18 protein-coding genes and 1 riboswitch are annotated in these 18,804 nt (G+C 73.5%); of the genes, 12 read left to right on the plus strand and 6 right to left on the minus strand.

Features of this window, described 5'->3' with window-relative positions; genetic code table 11:
• Window positions 1–105: 105 nt before the first annotated feature.
• From ACZ5HG_RS18685 to ACZ5HG_RS18730, 10 genes are all read left to right on the plus strand, one after another.
• On the plus strand, window positions 106–1,770 hold the full coding sequence (locus tag ACZ5HG_RS18685; RefSeq protein WP_464179168.1) for an ABC transporter substrate-binding protein: 1,665 nt from the start codon (window positions 106–108) through the stop codon (window positions 1,768–1,770).
• Window positions 1,771–1,854: 84 nt separating this feature from the next.
• Complete coding sequence (locus ACZ5HG_RS18690; RefSeq protein ID WP_464179170.1) at window positions 1,855–2,952, plus strand: ABC transporter permease; 1,098 nt, start codon at window positions 1,855–1,857, stop codon at window positions 2,950–2,952.
• 1 nt (window position 2,953) lies between these two features.
• Entirely contained in the window at window positions 2,954–4,012 is a 1,059-nt protein-coding gene (locus tag ACZ5HG_RS18695; protein WP_464179172.1) for an ABC transporter permease, read from the plus strand.
• Window positions 4,009–5,733, plus strand: a complete 1,725-nt coding sequence (locus ACZ5HG_RS18700) for an ABC transporter ATP-binding protein (protein WP_464179174.1) — start codon at window positions 4,009–4,011, stop codon at window positions 5,731–5,733. The genes ACZ5HG_RS18695 and ACZ5HG_RS18700 overlap by 4 nt, the downstream gene beginning before the upstream one ends.
• A gap of 180 nt (window positions 5,734–5,913) precedes the next feature.
• Window positions 5,914–6,195: a metal-sensitive transcriptional regulator gene (locus tag ACZ5HG_RS18705; protein WP_464179176.1), complete on the plus strand. Its 282-nt coding sequence runs from the start codon at window positions 5,914–5,916 to the stop codon at window positions 6,193–6,195.
• 35 nt (window positions 6,196–6,230) lie between these two features.
• Window positions 6,231–6,464 carry a heavy-metal-associated domain-containing protein gene (locus ACZ5HG_RS18710; protein WP_464179178.1) on the plus strand — a complete coding sequence of 78 codons (234 nt, stop codon included), beginning with the start codon at window positions 6,231–6,233 and terminating at the stop codon, window positions 6,462–6,464.
• Complete coding sequence (locus ACZ5HG_RS18715) at window positions 6,461–9,028, plus strand: heavy metal translocating P-type ATPase (RefSeq protein ID WP_464179180.1); 2,568 nt, start codon at window positions 6,461–6,463, stop codon at window positions 9,026–9,028. The genes ACZ5HG_RS18710 and ACZ5HG_RS18715 overlap by 4 nt, the downstream gene beginning before the upstream one ends.
• A gap of 161 nt (window positions 9,029–9,189) precedes the next feature.
• On the plus strand, window positions 9,190–9,948 hold the full coding sequence (locus ACZ5HG_RS18720) for a copper homeostasis protein CutC (protein WP_464179182.1): 759 nt from the start codon (window positions 9,190–9,192) through the stop codon (window positions 9,946–9,948).
• A 233-nt stretch (window positions 9,949–10,181) separates the two neighbouring features.
• Window positions 10,182–10,886 carry a nucleotidyltransferase domain-containing protein gene (locus ACZ5HG_RS18725; protein WP_464179184.1) on the plus strand — a complete coding sequence of 235 codons (705 nt, stop codon included), beginning with the start codon at window positions 10,182–10,184 and terminating at the stop codon, window positions 10,884–10,886.
• Window positions 10,819–11,214 carry a hypothetical protein gene (locus ACZ5HG_RS18730; RefSeq protein ID WP_464179186.1) on the plus strand — a complete coding sequence of 132 codons (396 nt, stop codon included), beginning with the start codon at window positions 10,819–10,821 and terminating at the stop codon, window positions 11,212–11,214. The genes ACZ5HG_RS18725 and ACZ5HG_RS18730 overlap by 68 nt, the downstream gene beginning before the upstream one ends.
• A gap of 10 nt (window positions 11,215–11,224) precedes the next feature.
• Here ACZ5HG_RS18730 and ACZ5HG_RS18735 read toward each other — a convergent pair whose 3' ends face one another.
• Genes ACZ5HG_RS18735 through ACZ5HG_RS18750 form a run of 4 tightly spaced genes read right to left on the minus strand, consistent with a single transcriptional unit; the run spans window position 11,225 to window position 13,888 of the window.
• Window positions 11,225–12,007 carry an ABC transporter permease gene (locus tag ACZ5HG_RS18735; protein WP_464179188.1) on the minus strand — a complete coding sequence of 261 codons (783 nt, stop codon included), beginning with the start codon at window positions 12,005–12,007 and terminating at the stop codon, window positions 11,225–11,227.
• The gene (locus ACZ5HG_RS18740) at window positions 12,004–12,909 is read right to left on the minus strand and encodes an ABC transporter ATP-binding protein (RefSeq protein WP_464179190.1); all 906 of its coding nucleotides are present in this window, start codon (window positions 12,907–12,909) and stop codon (window positions 12,004–12,006) included. The genes ACZ5HG_RS18735 and ACZ5HG_RS18740 overlap by 4 nt, the downstream gene beginning before the upstream one ends.
• Window positions 12,906–13,205, minus strand: coding sequence for a transcriptional regulator (locus tag ACZ5HG_RS18745; RefSeq protein WP_464179192.1), 300 nt, complete (start codon window positions 13,203–13,205; stop codon window positions 12,906–12,908). The genes ACZ5HG_RS18740 and ACZ5HG_RS18745 overlap by 4 nt, the downstream gene beginning before the upstream one ends.
• Window positions 13,202–13,888, minus strand: coding sequence for a hypothetical protein (locus ACZ5HG_RS18750; protein WP_464179194.1), 687 nt, complete (start codon window positions 13,886–13,888; stop codon window positions 13,202–13,204). The genes ACZ5HG_RS18745 and ACZ5HG_RS18750 overlap by 4 nt, the downstream gene beginning before the upstream one ends.
• 160 nt (window positions 13,889–14,048) lie before the next feature.
• Between ACZ5HG_RS18750 and ACZ5HG_RS18755 the strand changes: the two genes are divergently transcribed.
• A complete protein-coding gene (locus tag ACZ5HG_RS18755) occupies window positions 14,049–14,849 on the plus strand; it encodes a CPBP family intramembrane glutamic endopeptidase (protein ID WP_464179196.1) in 801 nt (266 codons plus the stop codon).
• On the opposite strand, the gene ACZ5HG_RS18760 is transcribed toward ACZ5HG_RS18755, so the two are convergent.
• The gene (locus tag ACZ5HG_RS18760; protein WP_464179198.1) at window positions 14,842–15,606 is read right to left on the minus strand and encodes a DUF308 domain-containing protein; all 765 of its coding nucleotides are present in this window, start codon (window positions 15,604–15,606) and stop codon (window positions 14,842–14,844) included. The two genes, ACZ5HG_RS18755 and ACZ5HG_RS18760, sit on opposite strands and share 8 nt — an antisense overlap.
• Window positions 15,607–15,893: 287 nt before the next feature.
• Between ACZ5HG_RS18760 and ACZ5HG_RS18765 the strand changes: the two genes are divergently transcribed.
• The gene (locus ACZ5HG_RS18765; RefSeq protein WP_464179200.1) at window positions 15,894–18,416 is read left to right on the plus strand and encodes a flippase-like domain-containing protein; all 2,523 of its coding nucleotides are present in this window, start codon (window positions 15,894–15,896) and stop codon (window positions 18,414–18,416) included.
• 123 nt (window positions 18,417–18,539) lie between these two features.
• On the opposite strand, the gene ACZ5HG_RS18770 is transcribed toward ACZ5HG_RS18765, so the two are convergent.
• Window positions 18,540–18,713, minus strand: a complete 174-nt coding sequence (locus ACZ5HG_RS18770) for a hypothetical protein (protein WP_464179202.1) — start codon at window positions 18,711–18,713, stop codon at window positions 18,540–18,542.
• A gap of 13 nt (window positions 18,714–18,726) precedes the next feature.
• A riboswitch (cyclic di-GMP riboswitch) is annotated at window positions 18,727–18,802 on the minus strand.
• Window positions 18,803–18,804: the final 2 nt, after the last annotated feature.

An 18,804-nucleotide genomic window follows, 5' to 3' on the forward strand; every position in this document is an offset into this window, starting at 1 on the left:
TGCAACACGCATGTGCTATGCATTCCCCTTCGCACGTCCACCCGCCGAGACGGTTCCGTCCACCTCGACCGGTGGCAGGGGAACGACACGGAATGAGGAACACGGATGTCCACACTCTCCGCAGGCCGACGGCGCGCGTTCGCCACCGGCGCCGGGCTCGTCACCGCAGCGCTCGTCCTCACCGCGTGCGCCGGCGGGTCCAGCGACGACGACGAGACCGGCGGCGGCTCCGAGAGCGGCAGCTCGCTGCTGATCGGCACCACCGACAAGATCACCACGATCGACCCGGCCGGCTCGTACGACAACGGCTCCTTCGCGGTGATGAACCAGGTCTACCCGTTCCTGCTGAACACGCCCTACGGCAGCCCGGACGTCGAGCCGGACATCGCCGAGTCGGCCGAGTTCACCTCGCCCACCGAGTACACGGTGACGCTGAAGGAGGGCCTGACCTTCGCGAACGGGAACGACCTGACGTCCTCCGACGTCAAGTTCACCTTCGACCGCCAGCTGACGATCTTCGAGAACGGTGCCGACGAGGGCAACGGCCCCGGCTCGCTGCTCTACAACCTGGACAGCGTCGAGGCGCCGGACGACCTCACCGTCGTCTTCCACCTGAAGTCGGAGAACGACCAGGTGTTCCCGCAGATCCTGTCCAGCCCGGCCGGCCCGATCGTGGACGAGGACGTGTTCTCGCCCGACTCGCTCACCTCGGACGACGACATCGTCGCCGGCAACGCCTTCGCCGGCCCGTACGTGCTGACCGACTACGACCAGAACAACCTGCTGTCGTACGACGCCAACCCGGACTACCAGGGCCTGCTCGGCGCGCCGAAGAACGAGCACGTCGACGTGCAGTACTACGCCGACGCCTCGAACCTGAAGCTCGAGATCCAGCAGGGCAACATCGACGTCGCGTTCCGCAGCCTGTCGGCGACCGACATCGACGACCTGCGCGGCGACGACAAGGTCAAGGTCGTGGACGGCCCCGGCGGCGAGATCCGCTACGTCGTCTTCAACTTCGACACCCAGCCGTACGGCGCGACCACGCCGGAGGCCGACGCCGCCAAGGCGCTGGCCGTCCGCCAGGCCGTCGCCGACCTGATCGACCGCGAGGAGATCGCCGACCAGGTCTACAAGGGCACCTACACGCCCCTGTACTCCTACGTCCCGGACGGCCTGACCGGCGCCAACGAGGCGCTCAAGGGCCTGTACGGCGACGGCGACGGCGGCCCGGACGCCGACAAGGCCGCTGCCACGCTGGAGGCCGCCGGTGTCACCACCCCGGTCGCGCTCAACCTGCAGTACAGCAACGACCACTACGGCCCGTCCTCCGGCGAGGAGTACGCGCTGATCAAGGACCAGCTGGAGCAGTCCGGCCTGTTCACGGTCAGCCTCCAGACGACCGAGTGGGTGCAGTACGCCAAGGACCGGACCGCCGACGTCTACCCGGCCTACCAGCTCGGCTGGTTCCCGGACTACTCGGACGCCGACAACTACCTGACGCCGTTCTTCCTGACGGACAACTTCCTCGGCAACCACTACGACAACCCGACGGTGAACGACCTGATCCTCCAGCAGGCCGTGACCGCCGACGCCGACGAGCGGACCGCCCTGATCGGGCAGATCCAGGACGCCGTGGCCGCCGACCTCTCGACCGTCCCGTACCTCCAGGGTGCGCAGGTCGCGGTGGTCGGGGCGGACGTGAACGGGGCCGAGGACACCCTCGACGCCTCCTTCAAGTTCCGCTACGGCGCGCTGTCCATCGGCTGATCACCACGCGCTGACCGGCGCGGGTCGCCCCTCCCCTGCGGACGGGCGGCCCGCGCCGGACGTGTCCGCGAGAACCGGGAACCCATGACCTCCACCACCACCAGCGACGACGCGGTGACCGACGCCCCGGCGCCGGCCGCCAGGTCCGCGCGACGATCCGGAGGAGGGCTGGGCCGCTACCTGCTGGTCCGCTTCCTGCTGATCATCCCCACCGTCTTCATCCTGGTCACCACCGTGTTCGTGCTGATGCGGACCACCGGCGACCCGATCACCGCGGCCCTCGGCGGCCGCCTCCCCGCCGACCAGCTCGCCGAGCGGATCCACGCCGCGGGCTACGACCGGCCGGTCCTCACCCAGTACTGGGAGTACCTCGGCAACCTGCTGCGCGGCGACTTCGGCACCACGCTGAGCGACAGCCGCCCGGTGACCGAGGTGCTCACCACCTTCGGCGCCGCCACCCTCGAGCTCGCGGTCTACGCGCTGATCGTCGCCTTCATCGTGGGCATCCCGCTCGGCCTGGTCGCCGCGTACTTCCGCGACCGCGTGCCGGACGCCCTGCTGCGCGTGTTCGCCATCGCCTGCTACGCCACGCCGGTGTTCTTCGCCGGCCTGCTGCTCAAGCTGGTGTTCGCCGTGCAGCTCGACTGGCTGCCGGTCGCCGGCCGCGCCTCGACCCGCTCCGAGATCGCCATGCGCCGGCTGGACGACCCCACCGGCATCTTCCTGATCGACGCGATCCGCACCGGTGACCCGGACGTCGTGGTCGACGTGCTCCAGCACGCCGTGCTGCCCGCCATCGCGCTCGGCCTGCTCACCGCCGGGGTTTTCCTGCGGCTGGTCCGCACCAACGTGATCGGCACCCTCCAGAGCGGCTACGTCGACGCCGCCCGATCCCGCGGGGTGCGCGAGTCCCGGCTGCTACGCAAGCACGCCTACAAGCCCGCGCTGATCCCGATCGTCACCGTCGTCGGCATGCAGGTCGCGATGCTGCTGGTCGGCGCGGTGCTCACCGAGACGACCTTCGAGTGGCGCGGTCTCGGCTTCCAGCTCTCCGAGTACCTGCAGGCCCGCGACTTCGTGGCCGTGCAGGGCATCGTCGTGATGCTCGCGGTGATCGTCGCGGTGACGAACTTCCTGGTGGACGTGATCGCCGCCCTGATCGACCCGAGGGTGAGGTACTGAGATGACCACCGCTGCCCCCACCGCGCCCGCCCCGGGCCGGCTGCGCACGATCTGGCGCCGGCTGCCCGTCGTGCACCAGCTGCGGCAGAGCGTCGGCCTCCAGCGCGGCATGCTGATCGTCGGCCTGGTGCTGACCGCGATCTTCCTGGTGTCCGCGCTCGTCGCCCCGCTGCTGGCGCCCTACGGCTACGCCCAGCTGCGCAACCCCGAGGGCCCGTTCGGCGCCCAGCAGCCACCCTCGGCCGAGCACTGGCTCGGCACCACCGTCGGCGGCTACGACGTGCTGTCCCGCGTGATCTGGGGCTCGCGCACCGCCCTGCTCGTCATCGTGATCGCCGTGGCGGCCTCGCTGGTGGTCGGCGTGCTGCTCGGCCTGGTCTCCGGCTACTTCGGCGGCTGGCTGGACCGGGTGCTCGTGGTGATCGCCGACGCCGTCTACGCGTTCCCGTCCCTGCTGCTGGCGATCGTGCTCGCGATCGTGATCAGCGGCGGGCAGTCCTCGATGATCGGCGGCGTGCTCGCGGCGGCGCTGTCGATCACGGTGGTGTTCACCCCGCAGTACTTCCGGGTGATCCGCGCCGAGACCGTGCGGATCAAGGCCGAGGCCTTCGTGGAGTCCGCGCGGGTGATCGGCGCCAGCAACTGGCGGATCATGTTCCGGCACGTGCTGCGCAACGCCACCCGCACCCTGCCGCTGATCATCACGCTCAACGCCTCCGAGGCGATCCTCACGCTGGCCGGTCTCGGCTTCCTCGGCTTCGGCATCGAGCCGACGGCGGCCGCCGAGTGGGGCTACGACCTCAACCGCTCGATCGCGGACGTCACCAGCGGCATCTGGTGGACCTCGGTGTTCCCCGGCGTCGCCATCGTGCTCGTCGTGCTCGGCATGACCCTGGTCGGCGAGAGCCTGAACGACCTGGCCGACCCGCGGCTGCGCACCCGGCGCGCCTCCGCGGACGTGACCGGCGACGTCGCGGCGACCTCCGTGGTCCCCGGCGGGGCGCTCACCGCTCCCGGTGGGATCGCCGATCTCGAGGCCGGACCCGGGGAGGGACGATGACCACCACCACCGACGCCCGCGAGCGCGGCACCGTCGTCGACATCGCCGACCTGTCGGTCTCCTTCGCCACCGACGCGGGCTCCGTGCGCGCCGTGGACGGCGTCTCGCTCAGCGTGCGCGCCGGCGAGGTGCTGGCCGTGGTCGGCGAGTCCGGCTCCGGCAAGACCGTCACCGCCAAGACGATCCTCGGGCTGCTGCCGTCCACCGCCACCACCCGCGGCGCCGTCGTGCTGACCTCGAAGGACGGGGCGAGCTCGCAGGACGTCGCCTCGCTCGGCCGGTCCGCCGAGGGCCGCCGCACGCTGCGCCAGGTGCGCGGGCGGGACGCCGCGATGGTGTTCCAGGAGCCGTCCACCGCGCTCAACCCGGTGTACACGGTCGGCTGGCAGATCATCGAGGGGCTGCGCGCCCACGGCCGGTACTCCCGCGCCGAGGCCCGCACGAAGGCGATCGACATCCTGCGCCGGGTCGGCATCCCCGATCCCGAGCACCGGATCGACCACTACCCGCACCAGTTCTCCGGCGGGCAGAAGCAGCGCATCGTGATCGCGCAGGCGCTGGTGCTCGACCCCGGCGTGATCGTGGCCGACGAGCCGACCACGGCCCTCGACGTGACCGTGCAGGCCGAGATCCTCGACCTGCTGCGCCGCTGCCGCGACGAGTTCGGCACCGCGATCGTGCTGATCACGCACAACATGGGCGTGGTCGCCGACCTGGCCGACCGGGTCGCGGTGATGTACCAGGGCGAGATCGTCGAGCAGGCACCCGCCCGGCAGCTGTTCCGCGCACCGGAGCACCCGTACACCCGGGCGCTGCTGGACGCGGTGCCGCGCATCGGGCAGGGCGGCACGCACGCCACCGCGCGGGCGGCGGCTCGGCCTGCCGACTGGGCGTCCGCGCCGCCGGTGGTCGAGGCGAAGGGCCTGGAGATCACCTACCCCGGACGCTTCCGCACCCCCGGCTTCCGGGCCGTGCAGGGCGTCGACCTGGCGATCCGTCCGGGCGAGGTGCTCGGCCTGGTCGGCGAGTCCGGCTCCGGCAAGACCACGATCGGCCGGGCCATCGCCGGGCTGACCACGGTCACCGGCGGCTCGCTCAACGTGCTGGGCCTCGAGCTGAACGGGGCGCGCGAGCGGCAGGTCCGCCCGCTGCGCCACCGGATCGGCTTCGTGTTCCAGGACCCGGCGACCTCCTTCAACCCGCTGCTCACGATCGCGCAGTGCGTCGCCGAGCCGCTGGTCGTGCACGGCCGCGCCCGGGACGCCGCGGAGGCCCGCGAGAAGGTCGACGCCCTGCTGGAGTCCGTGCAGCTGCCGGCGTCCTACGGCGACCGGTTCCCGCACGAGCTGTCCGGCGGGCAGCGCCAGCGCGCGTCGCTGGCCCGGGCGCTGGCCCTGGACCCCGAGCTGCTGATCGCCGACGAGCCGACCTCGGCCCTCGACGTCTCGGTGCAGGCGCGGGTGCTGGAGCTGTTCTCCGAGCTGCAGGAACGGCTCGGGTTCGCGTGCCTGTTCATCAGCCACGACCTCGCCGTCGTCGACCTGCTCGCCGACCGGATCGCGGTGCTGCACCACGGCCGGCTCGTCGAGGAGGGCACCGGCGCGCAGGTCCTCGGCGCCCCGGAGCAGGACTACACCCAACGCCTGCTGGCCTCCCTCCCCGTCCCCGACCCGGAAGAGCAGCAGCGACGCCGCGAGTCCTGGCGCACCCTCACCACCTGAGAGTCCAACCAACCCACCCCAGCCCCACCCCGCGAGGTCGGTGGTTCTGCACGAGGTCGGCGGTTCCGCACCGCACGATCACGCGCGAACCACCGACCTCGTGCTGCTGTCCGCGCACGGAATACCCAGGGGGGGTATACGGTTGGAGGGTCAGGAGGGTTCGGGCGAGCGGAGGCTGACGTGCACGGCTACACCAGCGACAAGGACGACTACCTCAAGCGGATGCGCCGCATCGAGGGTCAGGTGCGCGGCATCGCGCGGATGATCGACGAGGACGTCTACTGCATCGACATCCTCACGCAGGTCGCCGCCGTGACGAAGGCGCTCCAGGCCGTCAGCATCGGCCTGGTCGAGGACCACCTCGGCCACTGCGTCGTGGACGCCGCCCGTCAGTCGCCCGAGGCCGGCGCCGAGAAGGTCCGTGAGGCCTCCGACGCCATCGCCCGGCTCGTCCGCTCCTGACGCCCCTTCCACCACCCCATCCGAGAGGAACCACCATGAGCCAGACCACCACGTTCTCCGTCGACGGCATGACCTGCGGCCACTGCGTCAACCACGTCACCGAGGAGCTCACCGGCCTGGCCGGCGTGCGGGACGTGCAGATCCAGCTCGTCGCGGGCGGATCGTCGCCCGTCACCGTCGTGTCCGAGGCCCCGCTGGACGACGCCGCCATCGCCGCCGCCGTCGAGGAGGCGGGCTACGCCGTCACCCCGAAGGGATCGCTGCTGTGACAGCCGAGGAGCACCCGCACCTCACCACCCCCGTCGCCACGATCGACCTGGCCGTCCAGGGGATGACCTGCGCGTCCTGCGTGGCGCGCGTCGAGAAGCGGATCAACCGGGTGCCGGGCGCCCGCGCGACCGTGAACCTGGCGCTGGAGACCGCCCACGTCGAGATCTCCCCCGCCGAGGACGGCACCACGCCGGACGCCGACGCGGTGGTGGAGGCGGTGCGCAAGGCCGGTTACGACGCCACCGTGATGCGCGAGCGGTCGCTGGTCACGGCCGCCGCCGCGCCGGAGCACGACCACGCCGGGCACGAGCACGCGCACGACCACGGATCGCCCGCGCCTGCGGACCACGCGGCGCACGCCGACCACGCGGACCACTCCGCCCACGCCGGGATGGACCCGGTCGAGCACGCCCTGTCCGGGCACAGCATGGCCCCCGGGCACGAGATGGACCCCGACGAGGACACCTCGGCCCCCACCGACGCGCGCGGCACCGACCTGCGCCGCCGGCTGCGGGTGGCGACCGTGCTGTCCGTCCCCGTGCTGCTGCTGTCGATGATCCCGCCGCTCCAGTTCACCGGCTGGCAGTGGCTGGTGGCGGTGCTCGCGCTGCCGGTCGCGACCTGGGCGGCGTGGCCGTTCCACCGTGCCGCCGCGCGCGCCGCCCGGCACGGCGCCTCGACCATGGACACGCTGGTGTCGATCGGCATCATCGCGGCGACCGGCTGGTCGCTGTGGGCGCTGCTGCTCGGCGGCGCCGGCGAGCTCGGCATGACCATGACCCCCTCGCTGTGGCCCGCGGCCGACAGCCACGGCGGGATGGCGATGCCGGAGCTGTACTTCGAGGTCGCCGCGGTCGTCACCACCTTCCTGCTGGCCGGCCGGTACGCCGAGCACCGGTCCCGCCGCCGTGCGGGCGACGCCCTGCGCGCGCTGCTCGACCTGGGCGCGAAGGACGTGGCGCTGCTGGTCACCGGCCCGGACGGGCGGCAGACCGAGCAGCGGGTGCCGATCTCCCGGCTCGGCGCGGGCGACGAGTTCGCCGTGCGCCCGGGCGAGAAGATCGCCACCGACGGGATCGTGGTGCGCGGCACGAGCGCTGTCGACACCAGCCTGCTGACCGGCGAGCCGGTCCCGGTGGACGTCGGTCCCGGCGACGAGGTCACCGGCGCCACGATCAACGCCGGCGGGCACCTGGTGGTGCGCGCGACACGGGTCGGCGACGAGACGCGTCTGGCGCAGATCGGCCGGCTGGTCGCCGCCGCGCAGACCGGCAAGGCCCCCGTGCAGCGGCTGGCCGACCGGATCTCCGCGGTGTTCGTGCCGGTGGTGCTGGTGCTGGCCGTGATCACCCTGGTCACCTGGCTGCTCACCGGCGGCTCGGTGCAGGCGGCGTTCACCGCCGCGGTCGCGGTGCTGATCATCGCCTGCCCCTGCGCCCTCGGCCTGGCCACCCCGACCGCCCTGCTGGTCGGCACCGGTCGCGGTGCGCAGCTCGGTGTGCTGATCAAGGGACCGGAGACGCTGGAGCAGACCCGGACCGTCGACACCGTCGTGCTGGACAAGACCGGCACGGTCACCGAGGGGCGCATGTCCCTGGTGGACGTGCTGGTGCCGGCCGGCGCCCCGGCCGAGGCCGCCGACGAGGTGCTGCGCTACGCCGGTGCCGTCGAGGCGCTGGCCGAGCACCCGATCGCCCGTGCCGTGGCCGAGGCCGCCGAGGCGCTGGCCGCCGCGCGCGGGACCGGCACGACCGGGACCGGTGGCGACGGGGTCGCGATCGGCGCCGACCAGGTGCACGACTTCACCGCCACCGCGGGCACCGGGGTCAGCGGCGTGGTCCGCACCGCGCACGCCGGGCTCGGGCTCGGGCGACGCGTGCTGGTCGGACGGCCGTCCTGGCTGGCCGAGCAGGGCGTCACCGCCGACGACGACCTCGCGCAGCGGTTCGCCGCCGCCGAGGTCGACGGCGCCACCGCCGTGATGGTCGCCTGGGACGGCGCCGACCGGGGCGTGCTCGTGCTGCGCGACCCGCTCAAGGCGACCTCGCGCCAGGCGATCGACGACCTGCGCACCCTCGGCCTGCGCCCGGTGCTGCTGACCGGCGACAACGCCGGCGCGGCCCGTGCGGTGGCCCGCGAGGTCGGCATCGCCGAGCGCGACGTGATCGCCCAGGTGCTGCCCGCCGACAAGGTCGAGGTCGTGCAGCGGCTCCAGCGCGAGGGCGCCCGGGTCGCGATGGTCGGCGACGGCGTGAACGACGCCGTGGCGCTGGCCACCGCCGACCTCGGGCTCGCGATGGGCACCGGCACCGATGTGGCCATCGAGGCCGCCGACGTGACGCTGGTCCGCGGTGACCTGCGCTCCGCCGCCCAGGCGATCCGGCTGTCCCGGCGCACCCTGCGGGTGATCAAGCAGAACCTGTTCTGGGCGTTCGCGTACAACGTCGCGGCGATCCCGCTCGCGGCGCTCGGCCTGCTCAACCCGATGATCGCGGGGGCCGCCATGGCGTTCTCCTCCGTGCTCGTCGTGTCGAACTCGCTGCGGCTGCGCCGGTTCGCCTGACGTCCGCCGCCCACGGGGCCGGCTCGCGGATCCGTCCGCCACCGGCCCCGCGGCGCGCCCGGCCGGTCGGTCCATAGGTTGTTCGACCCGGGCCCGTGTGGGTGCCGGACGCTACGGTTCGGTATGCGGTCGGATCGGGCCGCCCGAGCGAAGGAGAACCGGTGGCAGCACCCCGTCCCGTCCTGGAGATCGCCGTGCAGGACCCCGCCGGGTTCCACGTCGCCGCCGGAGCGGGGGCCCGTCGGGTCGAGCTGTGCACCGCCCTCGCCGCCACCGGCGGGATCACCCCGAGCGCCGGCCTCGTCTCCGCCGTCCTCGCCGCCCGCGACCACCTGCTCCGCCGCGGCGACCACGCCCCCGAGGTGCACGTGCTGATCCGCCCGCGACCGGGCTCCTTCGTCTACGACGCCGCCGAGACCGACGTGCAGGTCCGCGACGTGCGTGCCGTGCTCGCCGCCGGGGCCGACGGCGTCGTGGTCGGCGCCCTCACCGAGGACGGCACGATCGACACCGTCGCCCTGCGCGCGCTGGTGCTCGCCGCCGACGGCCACGAGGTGACCTTCCACCGCGCGATCGACGCGATCGAGGACCCGTTCGCCGCCCTCGACACCCTCACCGCCGCCGGGGTCGCCCGCGTGCTCACCTCCGGCGGTGCCGCGCGCAGCATCGACGGCGTCCGACTGCTCGCCGCGATGGTCGCCCACTCCGCCGGGGCCGTGCAGATCATGGCCGGCGGCGGCGTGCGCCCGCCCGACATCTCCTCGCTGGTCGCCGCCGGGGTCGACGCCGTGCACCTGTCCGCCTCGCGCACGGTCACCGGCGACGGCGGTCCGGGCGGCGGCGGGGACACCGGGCACACGGTGACCGACCCGGAGGTCGTCGCGCAGGCGGTCGCGGCGCTGGAGCGCGCGGGGGTCTGAGCGCGTCGTCCGCTGCGGGAGATACGCAGTACGGTCGAATCGAAGCCAGCCCATCCGCGGAGCGGCTGGAAGTGAACCCCGGGATCTCCTGCCGGACGACAGGGCCCGGGGTTTCGCGCGTCTGCGCCCGGAGCCTGGCCGCCATCTATCTGTACTATCGTGCGCTCTTGCGTACAATAGTACCGATGAGCGAACAATAGTACGCGTCGCAGCAGGACCGCGCGGGAGGTCGGATGGACGTCGCACACCCCCTCGGCGTCGTCACGCCCACCCTGGACGGCGACGTGCTGATGCGGCTCGCGCTGGCCGACACCGCGTTCACCACCGGGCAGATCCACCGCCTGATCCCGGACGTCTCGGTGGAGGGCATCCGCAAGGTGCTCAGGCGGCTGCACCGCCAGGGCGTCGTCACCGCGACCCCGGCCGGCCGCGGCGTGCTGTACGCGCTGAACCGCGACCACCTGGCCGCTCCCGCGATCATCGCGCTCGCCGACCAGGCCGCGACCCTGCGTCGCCGACTGTCCGAGACCGTCGCCGGGTGGGCGCAGCCGCCGGTCTACGCCGCGATCTTCGGGTCCTGGGCGCGCGGCGTCGCGGCCGTCACGTCCGACATCGACCTGTTCCTGGTGCGCGCCGCGGGAGCCGGATCGGACGCGATCTGGGACGAGCAGGTCCACGCACTGGAGCACGCGGTCACGGCCTGGACCGGCAACGACGCACGTACGCTCGTGCTGGCCGAGGACGAGCTGATGGACGTCGCGGCGGATCCGGTGCTCGGCTCGATCCTCCGGGAGGGCCTGACCGTCCACGGGTCCCCCGCATGGTTCCGCGCCGCCGTCGTCGGCACGTCCGGCGAGCCGAAGGAGTCCGATGCGCACGACACGAGCCGACGCGGCGACCCGCGCCGGGCGGATGGCGAAGGCACGGCAGTTCGCTGACGCGGCGCGAGACGTCCTGGCGCTCGCCGAGGAGGCGTCCGACGTCGCCGACGCGTTCGTCACGCTCGCGGTGCACTCCGGCATCGCCGCCGCCGACGTGATCTGCGCCGGCCGCCTGGGCGAGCACGCCAGCAGCGGCAACCACGACGACGCCGTCACGCTGCTCGCCCGCGCGGACGCCGCACAGGCCCGGCACCTGCGCGTGCTGCTCGGGATGAAGACGACCGCCGGCTACTCGGCGACCCCGGTGTCCGCGAGCAACCGCGTGCGCGCGGAGCGGGCGATGGACGCGCTGCTGGACGCCGCCCGCGCGACCGCGCCCGCCTGAGCCCGCCGGCTCAGTGGAACCGGCGCCCCTCGTCCCGCCGGTAGGCCACCACCGCGAGCACCCCGAACAGCACCGTCCACGTCGCGAGCACGTACGGCGCCGACGCGCCGCCCTCGACGCCGGTGGTCACCTGCACCACGAGGTCACGGGCTGCGCGCGAGGGCAGCGCCTGCGACAGGCCGTCGAGCCAGGCGGGGAAGATCTCCGGCGGCGCGAACAGGCCGCCGGCGAAGGCGAGCGGGAACAGGGTGGCCTGCGTGACGGCGATGGCCGCCTTGGCGCTGAGCGTGTAGCCGATCGCGAGGCCGAGCAGGGTGAACGGCACCGCGACCACCGGGATCATGCCGATGCCGCCGAACAGCTGCGCGGGCGTGACGGAGGCCTCGGTGAGGAACGTGGCGAGCCCGATGACCGGGATCTGCGCGGTGAGGCAGAAGACCACGGCGACGACGATCCGCCCGGCGAGGCGCGGCCCGGCGTCGGCGGGCAGGGTGCGCACGTACGGGTCGAAGGCCAGCGCGCGGTCCTCGGCCACACCGGCGCCGAGCGTGAACAGGCAGGCCGACATGACGGCGAAGGTGCCGAGCTGGGCCACCGAGGCGACGGATGCGGTGGGGTCGGACGCGACCGCACCGATCGGCACGACGAAGAACAGCATCGCGAGCCCGGGGAACAGCAGGTTGCCGATCAGGGCGATCGGGACGCGCACGGTCTCGAGCAGCTGGAACCGGGTGTGCAGGAGGGTCAGCGCGAACCAGCCGCGCGGGACGGCGGCGGGGGTGGCGGTGCTCATCGGGTCTCCTCCGCGACGGTGGGGACGGTCAGGGAGAGGAACGCTTCCTCCAGCGACGCCCCGCGCACCTCCAGGTCGCGGAACGGCACGTCGCGGCGCACGAGCTCGCGCACCAGGGCGTCGGCGTCGGCGGTGAGCAGCTGCGTGCGGTCCCCCTCGCGGCGGGCGTCCTGCACGCCCGGCAGGGCGGCGATCGTCGCCTCGACCTCGGGCGGGACGGTGATGAGCACCCGGCGCGCAGCGGCGAGCGACAGCACCGCCGGCAGGTCGTCGTCGACCAGCACGCGCCCACCGCCGATCACCACCACCCGACGCGCCAGCGCCTCGATCTCCTCCAGGTAGTGGCTGGTGACGACGACGGTCGACCCCTCGTGCTGGTAGTCGCGCAGCGCCTGCCACAGCACGTGCCGCGCCTCGACGTCCAGGCCGGTGGTGGGCTCGTCCAGCAGCACCACGCGGGGCCGCCCGACCAGGGCGAGAGCGACGGCGAGCCGGCGCTTCTGCCCGCCGGACAGCCCGCCGGTCTGCCGCCGGACGAGATCGGCGAGACCGAACCGCTCCAGCGCCTCGGCGCGTGGCATGGGCGCCGGGTAGTGGCCGCCGACGAAGTCCACGACCTCCCCGACGGTCAGGGTCTCGGGCAGGCCGGTGTCCTGCGGGGTGGTGCCGAGGGCGACGCGGGCGGCGGGCCGGCGCGGGTCCAGCCCGCACAGCCGCACAGTGCCGGCGTCGGGGCGGCGCAGGCCGCTGACCAGGCTGAGCAGGGTGGTCTTGCCGGCGCCGTTCGGGCCGAGCAGGCCCAGCATCTCCCCCGCGCCGACGGTCAGCGAGACGTCGTCCAGGGCGGTGACGGCACCGAACCGGCGGGTGACGTGGTCGACCTCGATCAGCGGGGCGGTCATCGCAGCCCCCCGAGCAGCTCGGTGACCTGTCGGGAGTACCGCTCGAACGCGGCGCGGCCGGTGCCGGACAGAGCGACATAGGTGGCGGGCGTGCGGCCCTCGAAGGTCTTCTGCACGGTGACGTACTCCGCTTCCTCGAGCTTGCGCAGGTGGGTGGACAGGTTGCCGGCGGTCATCTGGAGCACCTGCTGCAACCGGGGGAACGTCAGGCTGTCGCCGGTCGGCAGGGCGGCGAGGGTGGCGACCACCCGCAGGCGGGACTGCGCGTGGATCACCGGGTCGAGGTCGTCGCTCACCCGAACCTCCGGCGCTGCGCGCCCGGGCGCCGACGGGACAGGTGGTCGATCGCGGCGCCGACCAGGAAGCCGCCACCGCCGGCGATCCCCATCACCAGGTAGGTGCCGGGCAGGCCCGCGAAGGTGGCGACCCCGGCCACCAGCGCCATCCACACGCCCAGCGCGAACTGCGCGCGGTCGTTCCACAGCGCACCACCGGCCATGTAGAGGATCCCGACGATCAGCGCCGACACCCCGTTCGCGGCGACCAGCACGATCTCGGTGGAGACGCCGGCGCGACCGAGCGCCCCGACCATCGCCTGACCGGCGACGAAGGCCACCATCCAGGACCAGCCGTACATCGCCCCCACGGCGCGGGACGGGCCGACGATCCCGCGCGACCGGCGCAGCGTGTGCACGATCGTGGTGACCACGCCGCCCGCGATCAGCAGGGCGAAGATCGCCCCGGCCCACCACGGCGGGAGGCCGCCGTCGCGCGCGGTCCACCACATGACGCCGTAGCCGAGGATCCAGGCGGCAGCCCAGGCCAGGAAGATCAGGCGGCCGTCGGCGGTTACGGTGTCCCGGGTGCGGGCCCGCTGCGCGGCGATGATCGCCTGGGCCGCCGCGGCGTCGAGCTCGGGCTCGGCCAGGTCCGGCGACCCCGCCGGCCCACCCGCACGCTCGTCCTGCGGCCTGCTCATCCGTCGCTCCTCGTCCGCACGATCAACTTTGCGTTGCAAACTACTTTGCGGACATGTGAACCCGCTACCCCCGATCGAGCGCTCCCCGACCGCGCCGACGTCGGGCGAACCCGCAGGCAGTCTTCGGGCAACGCTCAGCCCCCGCACCTACGCTGGCGGCGTGACCGATGTGCGTCCGGCGGGAGCGCCGCCCGTGTCCGACCGCGCCTGGCGCCGTCGGCTCACCGTGGAGATCTGGATCGTGCTGGGGCTGTCCCTCGGGAAGTCCGGGGTGTACGCGCTGGTCAACATCGTCGCGCGGCTGACCGAGGGCACTCCGCTGGCGCAGCAGTCCACGACGCTCAACGCGAGCCGCTCGGCGCGCCCGTACCTCGACCTGGTGTACCAGCTGCTCCAGATCGGCTTCGCGCTCGTGCCGGTGGCGCTGGCGCTGTACCTGCTGTCGGCCAACGGGCGGTCGGCGGTCCGGCGGATCGGTCTGGACCGGGCACGTCCGGGGCGCGACCTGGGGATCGGCGTGGGCCTGGCCGCGCTGATCGGGCTGCCGGGCCTGGCGCTGTACGCGATCGGGCGCGCGATCGGGATCACCGTCGAGGTCCAGGCCTCCGCACTGACCGGCGCGTGGTGGACCGTGCCGGTGCTCATCCTGGCGGCGCTGCAGAACGCGCTGCTGGAAGAGGTGGTCGTCGTCGGCTACCTGATGGAGCGGCTGCGCGAGCTGCGCTGGCGCACCCCGGCGATCCTGGTGACCAGCGCGGTGCTGCGCGGCTCGTACCACCTGTACCAGGGGATCGGGCCGTTCTTCGGGAACGTGGTGATGGGGCTGGTGTTCGCCGAGTACTACCGGCGGCGCGGACGCGTGATGCCGCTGGTGGTGGCGCACACCGTGCTCGACGTGGTCGCCTTCGTCGGCTACGCGCTGATCCCGGCGGAGTGGCGCGCCGCGCTCGGGATCACCTGACCGGCGGCGTCCCCGGTGCGCTCGGTGCGCTAGGTGCGCTCGGTGCGCTCGGGCCGCGCGGGCTCGCTCCCGGCGCGCCGGGCCGCGGTGCCCCCGCCGCACTCGTCCCGCCCGCACCCGCCCCCGCCGCGCTCGTCCCACCCGCACCCGCCCCCGCCGCGGCCGGCCCCGGCGCGACCGCGCGTGCCGCCTCGAGCTGCCGCGCGAACGACCGCGTGACGAACCCGGCGACCACCAGCACCACCCCGGCGACGAAGGCGAACAGCCCGAACACGGTGACGATCACGTCGACGGTGCCCTCGGGACGGATCGCCAGCAGCAGTCCGAACAGGAAGCCGATCAGCCCGAACACCAGGGTCCCGGCCCAGGCGAGGTCCCGCGCCCGGTACTGCACGACGGCGACGACCACCGCGGTCACGCCCAGCACGAGCACCCAGAGCGCCAGCAGGTAGTAGAGCACCAGCGCGGTGGCGCCGGGCCAGAGCATGATGATCGCACCGAACCCGATGCCGACAGCCGCCTCCGCGAGCCACCAGCCGAACCCGGGACGCCCGCGCGCGCCGAGGGCCTGCACCAGCACCAGGATCCCGTCCACCACGGCGAACACGCCGAACACCCAGACCAGCGCGACCAGGGTGCCGAGCGGTTCGACCAGCATGAGCAGGCCGAGCACCAGCAGCAGCACCCCGCGCAGCACCGGCAGCCACCACAGCGCGCGCAGCACCTCCGCGATCCGACCCTCCGCGTCCTGCACCACAGCGCCTCCCCTGGTCGTCGGTCGGTCCCGCGGCCGACCCTAGACCCGCAGGTCCGGCAGCGCATCGAGAGTGCACGAAAGCAGGCTTCACGCCGCACGAAGGGTGCGTTCGTGCACGCTCGGCACACCGGACGAGACCGAGCGCGCGCACGCGCGCCGGGTGCGGTAGCGGGGCTCATCCTCGAGGCGGAGCCGGCGCCCGCCGACGTCATCCCCGAGGACGGAATCGTCCCCGCGACCCCCGGATGGGCCGGTCGGGCGACCGGGCGCTGCCTAGACTCGCGACCATGCCCGACGCCTCCACCGACGCGCCGGCGGCCGCCGACCGTCCGGACGGGCCGTCGCGCGCCGTCGTGAGCCGGGCGGACGCGTGCTCGGTGAAGGTGGTCGACACGCCCGAGTCGCGTGTGCACCACCCGAGCGACCTGCTGGGCGTGGTGATCACGCTGCTCGGCGTCGTCGCCGTGATGGTGCTGGCCACCTACGCGCAGAACACCACCACCGGTGTCGCGGAAGACGTGCAGGGCTTCGCCTCGCTGCTGCGGGACATCCTGATCGTGCCGGTCGCGCTGCTGGAGAGCATCGTGACCTTCATCGTGCCGGCGGCCGTGCTGATCGAGCTGGCGGTGCGACGGCTCGGCCGGCAGATGGTCGAGGCCTCGGTGGCGGCGGTGGCGGCCGTGCTGGTGACCGCAGCGGTGGCCTGGCTGGTGCGGACGCTCGGCTCGGAGCAGCTGGTCGACGGCCTGTCGGTGCGCCTGGCCGGTGAGCTGACGGTGACGCTGCCCGGGTACATCGCCCTGATCGCCGCCCTGCTGACCACCACCGGCCCGCGCACCCGGCGCCGCACGGTGGCGTGGTCGTGGAACCTGGTGTGGATCGCGGTGGGGATCATGGTGATCACCGCCGGCGTCTCGCTGCCCGGCGTCGCGGTGGCGCTGCTGCTGGGGCGGGCGACCGGCCAGGCGGTGCGCTACCTGTCCGGCGTGCGCACGGAGCGCGCGTACGGCACGAGCCTGGTGGCGGGCATCCGGCGCGCGGGCTACCGGCCGGTGTCGCTGGTGCGCGTGCCGGACGAGGAGCACGGCGACGCCGGCGCCGAGGGCCCGGACGCGCCGGGCACCCCGGCGGCACGGGCCATCGCACGGTTCTCCGACCACCGGGTGTACGAGATGACCACCGAGCGCGGCGAGCGGCTCGACGTGGTGGTGCTGGACGGCGACCGGCAGGTTGTCGGCATGCTGAGCCGGCTGTGGCGGTCGCTGCGGCTGCGCGGGATCGACGGCCGGTCGGTGGTGTCGCTGCGGCAGGCCGCCGAGCGGGCCGCGCTGCTGTCGTCCACGGCGTCGGCGGTGGGGGTCCGCACGCCGCGGCTGCTCGGCATCGCCGAGTCGGAGAGCTCGATGCTGCTGATCCAGGAGCGGGTGCCGGACGCGGTGCCGCTGGCGGACCTGGAGCCGGCGGACATCGACGACGACGTGCTGCGGGAGATCTGGGCGCAGCTCGGCGTCGCGCACGAGGGCGGGCTGGCGCACCGCGCGCTGACCAGCGACGTGATCCTGATCGACCGCAACGGGCCCCGGCCGGTGGTGTGGCTGGTCGGCTGGGAGCAGGGCGACGTCGCCTCCTCCGACCTGGCCCGGCGGATGGACCGTACGCAGATGGTGGCCCTGCTGGCGCTGCGGGTCGGCCCGGCGCGGGCGCTCGAGTCGGCGGTCGCGGTGCTGCCGGACAACGACATCGTGACGATCGGCCCGCTGCTCCAGACGATCACGCTGCCCCGGCGCACCCGTGAGGAGCTGCGCGCGCACAAGGAGGTGCTGGCCGAGCTGCGCAAGGCGCTGGTCGCCCGCCTGCCGGAGGCCGACGTCGAGCCGACGCAGCTGGTCCGGTTCGGCGCGCGCACCCTGCTGACGATCCTGCTGACCGTGGCCGCGGTGATCGTGCTGCTGACCTCGATCAACCTGCAGACGATCCTGGACGCGCTGCAGGACACCGACTGGCGGCTGAGCGTGCTGGCCTTCGCCTTCGGCATGTCCACGCTGGTGGGTGCCGCGCTGACCCTGGTGGCGTTCGCGCCGGTGAAGATCTCGCTGTGGCGGGCGACCCTGGCGCAGTCGGCGGCGACGTTCGTGGCGCTGGCCGCGCCGGCGGGGATCGGTCCGGCGGCGCTGAACCTGCGGCTGCTGACCCGCCGCGGGGCGTCGACGTCGCTGGCCACCGCGACCGTGGCGCTGGTGCAGGTGACCCAGTTCGTCGCGACGGTGCTGATGCTGCTGGTGCTGTCGGTCGCGTCCGGCACCAACCAGCTCGAGCGGTTCACGATCTCGCCGACGGTGGTCATCGTGGTCGGCGCGCTCGTGGCGCTGCTCGTCGGGCTGCTGCTGGTGCCGAAGATCCGCGCCTGGGTGGCGGCGAAGACGCTGCCGACGTTGCAGCAGACCTGGCCCCGGCTGATCGAGGTGGTCGGGCAGCCGCGCCGGCTGGCGTTCGGCATCGCCGGGAACGTGCTGACGACCTTCGGCTACGTGATGGCCTTCGAGGTGTGCCTGCGGGCGTTCGGCCAGGAGGTGTCGCTGGTGCAGGCGGCGATCGTGTTCCTGGCGGGCAACACCGCCGGGTCGATCGCCCCGACCCCCGGCGGCATCGGCACGGTCGAGATCGCCCTGGCCGGTGCGCTGACCGTGATCGGCGTGAACCCCGGTGTGGCGACGTCGGTGGCGGTGCTGTTCCGGGTGCTCACCTACTGGCTGCGCATCCCGATCGGCTGGGCGTCCATGCGCTACCTCCGCAAGGTCGGCGAGCTCTAGCGCCTCCGCACCCCGCACCCGCATTCCACGAGGTCGGTGGAACGGCACGAGGTCGGTGGTTCGCGCGCCCGTGATCGGGCACGAACCACCGACCTCGTCGGTGCTCGGGGTCGTGCGGACGGCTCAGGACGCGGAGGTGCACTCCCGCTGCGCCGGCACCAGGTCGAGGCGCGCGGCGTAGCCGGCCGCGATGCGGGACCAGGTGGTGAGGCGCGAGGCCGCGCGGGTGGTGTCGGGGCGCAGGTCGGAACCGGAGAGGTCCCGATCGGCCGGCTCGAAGAAGCCGCGCTGTTCCATGGGTGTTCCTTCGTTCGGCAGCCCGGCTGACCTGCGGGGGTCCCGTGGCTTTGCGTCCCCTCCTCGCGGAGGGTTTGCTCTTGTCGCTGAC

The sequence above is a fragment of the Cellulomonas sp. GTC20042 genome (genome assembly GCF_055389595.1).

Bases quoted from the DNA above. Each gene is read 5' to 3' on its own strand.
- ACZ5HG_RS18685 (WP_464179168.1), top strand. From the start codon at position 106: ATGTCCACACTCTCCGCAGGCCGACGGCGCGCGTTCGCCACCGGCGCC.
- ACZ5HG_RS18690 (WP_464179170.1), top strand. From the start codon at position 1,855: ATGACCTCCACCACCACCAGCGACGACGCGGTGACCGACGCCCCGGCG.
- ACZ5HG_RS18695 (WP_464179172.1), top strand. From the start codon at position 2,954: ATGACCACCGCTGCCCCCACCGCGCCCGCCCCGGGCCGGCTGCGCACG.
- ACZ5HG_RS18700 (WP_464179174.1), top strand. From the start codon at position 4,009: ATGACCACCACCACCGACGCCCGCGAGCGCGGCACCGTCGTCGACATC.
- ACZ5HG_RS18710 (WP_464179178.1), top strand. From the start codon at position 6,231: ATGAGCCAGACCACCACGTTCTCCGTCGACGGCATGACCTGCGGCCAC.
- ACZ5HG_RS18725 (WP_464179184.1), top strand. From the start codon at position 10,182: ATGGACGTCGCACACCCCCTCGGCGTCGTCACGCCCACCCTGGACGGC.
- ACZ5HG_RS18730 (WP_464179186.1), top strand. From the start codon at position 10,819: ATGCGCACGACACGAGCCGACGCGGCGACCCGCGCCGGGCGGATGGCG.
- ACZ5HG_RS18735 (WP_464179188.1), bottom strand. From the start codon at position 12,007: ATGAGCACCGCCACCCCCGCCGCCGTCCCGCGCGGCTGGTTCGCGCTG.
- ACZ5HG_RS18740 (WP_464179190.1), bottom strand. From the start codon at position 12,909: ATGACCGCCCCGCTGATCGAGGTCGACCACGTCACCCGCCGGTTCGGT.
- ACZ5HG_RS18750 (WP_464179194.1), bottom strand. From the start codon at position 13,888: ATGAGCAGGCCGCAGGACGAGCGTGCGGGTGGGCCGGCGGGGTCGCCG.
- ACZ5HG_RS18765 (WP_464179200.1), top strand. From the start codon at position 15,894: ATGCCCGACGCCTCCACCGACGCGCCGGCGGCCGCCGACCGTCCGGAC.
- ACZ5HG_RS18770 (WP_464179202.1), bottom strand. From the start codon at position 18,713: ATGGAACAGCGCGGCTTCTTCGAGCCGGCCGATCGGGACCTCTCCGGT.